The organism is Leucobacter sp. M11 (assembly GCF_035726885.1).
In the GTDB taxonomy this organism is placed as follows: Bacteria; Actinomycetota; Actinomycetes; order Actinomycetales; family Microbacteriaceae; genus JAPFRB01.
In genome coordinates this window covers 506,848-511,436 of sequence record NZ_JAPFRB010000004.1, presented here as the reverse complement: position 1 = coordinate 511,436, position 4,589 = coordinate 506,848, and the positions used below count along the sequence as shown (strand labels likewise).

Here is a 4,589-nt window from a genome sequence, read left to right as displayed (position 1 = left end):
CAGTCCGCGTTGCGGGTGACGACGATGTTCCGGCGGCCCGGCAGGGGGCGGAAGCGTTCGGGGAGCGAGTCCCAGGTGCGGCGGCCCATGATCACGGGCGCGCCCAGGGTGACCCGCTTGAAGTGGGCGAGGTCGCCGGGCAGGTGCCAGGGCATTACGCCGTCGCGGCCGATCACGCCGTTGTCGGCTTGGGCCCAGATCAGGCCGAGCCGCGGGGCGGCCCCGCTCACACCGCCACCGGGGCCTTGATGCCCGGGTGGTGCTCGTAGCCGACCACCTCGAAGTCCTCGAACTCGTAGTCGAAGATGCTCTCGCGCGGGGCGATCTTCAGCGTCGGGTAGGGGAAGGGCTCGCGGGAGAGCTGGCGTTCGACCTGCTCGATGTGGTTGTCGTAGATGTGGCAGTCGCCCCCGGTCCAGACGAACTCGCCGAGGCCGAGGCCGGTCTGCTCGGCGATCATCTGGGTGAGCATCGCGTAGCTCGCGATGTTGAAGGGCACCCCGAGGAACAGGTCCGCGGAGCGCTGGTAGAGCTGGCAGGACAGTTTGCCGTCGGCCACGTAGAACTGGAACATCGCGTGGCAGGGCGGCAGCGCCTGGTTCGGCACCTCGGCCGGGTTCCAGGCGGTGACCATGTGGCGGCGGGAGTCGGGGTTCGTCTTGATCTGCTCGACCACGTTCGCGATCTGGTCGATCGTGCCGCCGTCGGTGTCGGGCCAGCTGCGCCACTGCACGCCGTAGACGGGGCCGAGGTCGCCGTTTTCGTCGGCCCACTCGTCCCAGATCGTGACGCCGTGCTCCTGCAGGTAGGCGATGTTGCCGTCGCCGCGGAGGAACCAGAGCAGCTCGACCGCGAGGGACTTGAAGTGCACGCGCTTGGTCGTGAGCAGCGGAAAGCCCTCGGCGAGGTCGTAGCGGATCTGCCGCCCAAAGACGCTGCGCGTGCCGGTTCCGGTGCGGTCGCCCTTCGGGGTGCCGGTCTCCAGGACCTCGCGGAGCAGGTCTTCGTACGGGGTCGGAATCACAGCGCTCATAGAGCCAAGGATACCCCCGCGGGCGGCCCCACGGGCTCGGCAACGCCCCGGGTTCGGACGGGCATCGCCGCCAGCGCAATTGCGGCGGGCGGGCGCGCTGTCAGCGGTGCCCGGTAGCGTCGTGAACAGCGGAATCACTCGCGGACGTGGCCTCGGCACGCGTGCCGCCCGCCCGCACCCGCCACCGCCCCCCGCTGAAGCGTGTGCGCGAGAGAGAAAGAGAGCCCGCCCGTGATGGGAAGCACCCACGCCGTCTCCGGCGCCGCCGCCTGGATCGCGGTCACCGCGACCGTACCCCTGTTCCCCGCGCTCGGCGCACTGCCCCTCGACCCGATCGGCGTGCTCGCGGGCACCCTCGTGTGCGCGGGGGCCGCGCTCCTGCCCGACGCCGACCACCCGAACGCGACGATCGCGCACGCCGTGCCCGTGCTCGGCCGCGCGGCCACGGGGGCGGTCGGCTCGCTTTCGGGCGGGCACCGCCAGGGACTGCACTCCCTGCTCGCCGCGGTCGGGGTCTGGTTCGCGGTGCTCTGGCTCACCGGCATCGCCTGGTCCCCCGCCTGGGCGGACGGCCCCCTCGCGGTCGGCACGGGCGCGGTCACCGCGGCCCTGCTCGCGGTCGCGCTCCGGGTGCTCGGCCTCGTGCCGCGCTGGCCGCTCGCCTGGCTCGCCGGGGTGCTCGGCGGGGGCGCGCTCGCCTGGTTCCTGCCCGAGCAGGCGCACTGGCTCCCCGCCTGCGTCACCCTCGGCTTCGTCGTGCACCTGCTCGGCGACTTCATCACGGTCGGCGGGGTGAACTGGCTGTGGCCGCTCACGCTCCGCCCGCCGCGCCAGCTCCGGGGCGTGCCCTGGCTGCGCGCGGTCTGGCGCCCGGGCGGGCACCTCGCGCTGCCCGTGCTCGGGCGGACGGGCTCCCTGCGCGAGCACGCCCTGGGCGCAACGCTGACGCTCTACGCCCTGGCCGGCGCGGGGCTCACCGTCTGGGCCGCGTTCGCCTGACGCCCGCTTGCAGGGGGTGCCCGCGGGCGGTGCCCTCTGAGAGACTGGAGTGCTCGGAGTGCTCCGGGCAGGAGGGAGCACCGTGGCCGAGACACCCACCCCCACGACCCCCGCCCCGGACGAGTGCATCGTCCGCGACCGGGCGGCCTGGCGGGCCTGGCTGGACGAGAACGAGTCGCTGCACGACGGGCTCTGGCTCGTGCTCGCGAAGCGGGGCACCGAGGAACCGACAAGCCTGTCCTATGCGCAGGCGCTCGAGGAGGCGCTCTGCAGCGGGTGGATCGACGGGCAGAAGCGGTCCCGGGACGCGGCGACGTTCCTGCAGCGCTTCACCCCGCGCCGGAAGCGCTCGATCTGGTCGGCGCGAAACGTCGGCATCGTCGGGGAGCTGAGCGCGGCCGGCCGGATGCGCGAGCGCGGCCTCGCCGAGGTCGCCGCCGCTCGCGCCGACGGCCGCTGGGAGCGGGCCTACGCGGGGCAGGCCGCCGCCGAGCCGCCGCCCGAGTTCGCGGCGGCGCTCGCGGCCGACCCGGAGGCGGCAGCCGCCTTCGCGGCGGTCAGCGGGCAGGCCCGCTACTCGATCCTGCACCCGCTCCTCACGGCCCCGAACGCCGAGGCGCTCGACCGCCGCATCGCCCGGGCGCTCGCCGCGCTGCGCGGCTGAGGCCCGATGCCGGGCGGCGCTAAGCGCCCGCTTCCTCGGGGCGCTCGGCGGCGGCGAGGGTCAGCTCGTCGGGGACGTAGCCCTCGATGTGTCGCTCCTCGACGCCGTTGTAGGCGGAGAGCGGGCGGATGAGGGCGTTCGAGGCGGCCTGCTCCATGATGTGCGCCGTCCACCCGGTCACGCGCGAGGCGATAAACAGCGGGGTGAAGGTGAGGGTGTCGAAGCCCATCAGGTTGTAGGCCGGGCCGGAGGGGTAGTCCAGGTTGGGGTAGATGCCCTTGCGGGACACGAACTCGCTCTCGAGCGTCGTGTAGAGCTCGGCGACGTCGGGGCGGTCGTAGTGCGCAACGAGGGTGTCGAGCGCGGCCTTCATGGTGGGCACCCGCGAGTCGCCCTTCTTGTAGACCCGGTGCCCGAAGCCCATGATCTTCCGCTTCTCGGCGAGCGCCGTGTCGAGCCAGGCGGTCACGTTCGCGGCGGAGCCGATCTCGGTCATGATGTGCAGCACGGCCTCGTTCGCGCCGCCGTGCAGCGGCCCCTTGAGCGCGCCGATGGCGCCCACGACCGCGGAGTACAGGTCGGACAGCGTGGAGGTGATGACCCGAGCCGTGAAGGTCGAGGCGTTGAAGGAGTGCTCGGCGTACAGCGTCATCGAGCGGTTGAAGGCGTCGACCACGACGGGGTCGGACTCCTCGCCGAAGGTCATCCAGAGGAAGTTCGCGGCGTAGTCCAGGTCGTCCCGGGGCTCGACGAGGTCGAGGGCGCGGCGGCGGCGCTGGCCGTAGGCGACAATCGCGGGCAGCGCGGCGTAGAGCCGGATGCTCTTGGCGAGGTTCTCCTCGGGGCTGCCCGAGGCATCCAGCACGGAGCCGGAGCCGTCCGAGGCGCCGATCACGCTGACCGCGGTGCGCACCTCGTCCATCGGGTGGGCGTTCAGCGGGAGCAGGTCGATCGCGGCCTTCACGCGGGCGTCGAGCGGCCGGTGGCGGCGCTCCTCGGCGCGCAGCTGCGCGAGCTGCTGATCGCTCGGCAGCTCGCCGTTCCAGAGCAGGGAGGCGACCGCCTCGAAGGGCTGGGTCGCGGCGAGCTCCTGCACGGGGTAGCCGCGATACAGCAGGCTGTTCGTGTCCGGGTTGACCTTCGACACGGCGGTCTCGTCCACGACGACGCCGGCCAGGCCCTTCCTGATTTCGTTCTCCGCCATGATTGCTCCTTTGCTCTCAAACGCTACTCAGTCCGGAACCCTCCCGGCGCACCCAGGCACGGGTCACGCCGAGGGGATATCCCTCGACCCCCTCAGTGTATACAATGAGGGGCGAATGGGCGAGTATATCCCGATAAATTCCGCGTTCAGTATACAAACAGGGGCAGGGGCGGCTCCCCGGGGCTGGATCAGCCCCGCTGGGTTGGCCGGACCATCGAGGTCACGCCTGGGCCGCCCGGCACCTCGGTGTGCGCGACGACGGCGAAGCCGAGCCGCTCGTAGAGGCGAACGTTGCGCTCATCAGAGGTTTCCAGCGCGACGACGTCGCCGCGGGCGTCGATGTAGCCGAGGCCCGCCCGCGTCACGGCGGTGCCGAGCCCGGCCCCCTGGTGGGCGGGATCCACGCCGACCGTCTCCAGCGTCCAGCTGCCGGCGGGCGCCGCGGGCAGCGCGAGCGAGGCGAGGGCCGCGAGCCGATCCCCGTGCAGCTCGGCAACGCGACGCTGCACGGCCTCCGCGGGCGCGGGCGCGTCCGCGGGCAGGAACGCCGCCACGGCCCGCCCGCCGTCCTCGACGACCACGAGCCCGTGGTCGAGGGCGTGGCGCAGGTACAGGCGCTGGGTCTCCTCCAGCCGCTGCGCATAGTCCTCCTCAGGGAGGGCCCAGCGGGTCCAGGGGTACTCGAAGAA

6 protein-coding genes are annotated in these 4,589 nt (G+C 72.7%); 2 read left to right on the top strand and 4 right to left on the bottom strand.

The features are described from left to right. A partial coding sequence (locus OOT08_RS14615; RefSeq protein ID WP_325093517.1) for a dihydrofolate reductase occupies positions 1–230 on the bottom strand: 230 nt, incomplete at its 3' end. After that, positions 227–1,033, bottom strand: a complete 807-nt coding sequence (locus OOT08_RS14610; RefSeq protein ID WP_325093516.1) for a thymidylate synthase — start codon at positions 1,031–1,033, stop codon at positions 227–229. The genes OOT08_RS14615 and OOT08_RS14610, both read right to left, overlap by 4 nt. 234 nt (positions 1,034–1,267) lie before the next feature. On the opposite strand from OOT08_RS14610, the gene OOT08_RS14605 reads away from it, so the two are divergent. Then, on the top strand, positions 1,268–2,032 hold the full coding sequence (locus OOT08_RS14605; RefSeq protein ID WP_325093677.1) for a metal-dependent hydrolase: 765 nt from the start codon (positions 1,268–1,270) through the stop codon (positions 2,030–2,032). A gap of 82 nt (positions 2,033–2,114) precedes the next feature. Further along, positions 2,115–2,696, top strand: a complete 582-nt coding sequence (locus OOT08_RS14600; protein WP_325093515.1) for a YdeI/OmpD-associated family protein — start codon at positions 2,115–2,117, stop codon at positions 2,694–2,696. A gap of 19 nt (positions 2,697–2,715) precedes the next feature. Here the strand turns inward: OOT08_RS14600 and OOT08_RS14595 are convergent, their stop codons facing one another. Both OOT08_RS14595 and OOT08_RS14590 read right to left on the bottom strand, forming a co-directional pair. Then, entirely contained in the window at positions 2,716–3,900 is a 1,185-nt protein-coding gene (locus tag OOT08_RS14595; RefSeq protein WP_325093514.1) for a bifunctional 2-methylcitrate synthase/citrate synthase, read from the bottom strand. Positions 3,901–4,088: 188 nt separating this feature from the next. Continuing rightward, positions 4,089–4,589: GNAT family N-acetyltransferase (locus tag OOT08_RS14590; protein WP_325093513.1), on the bottom strand; the 501-nt coding region annotated here is incomplete at its 5' end.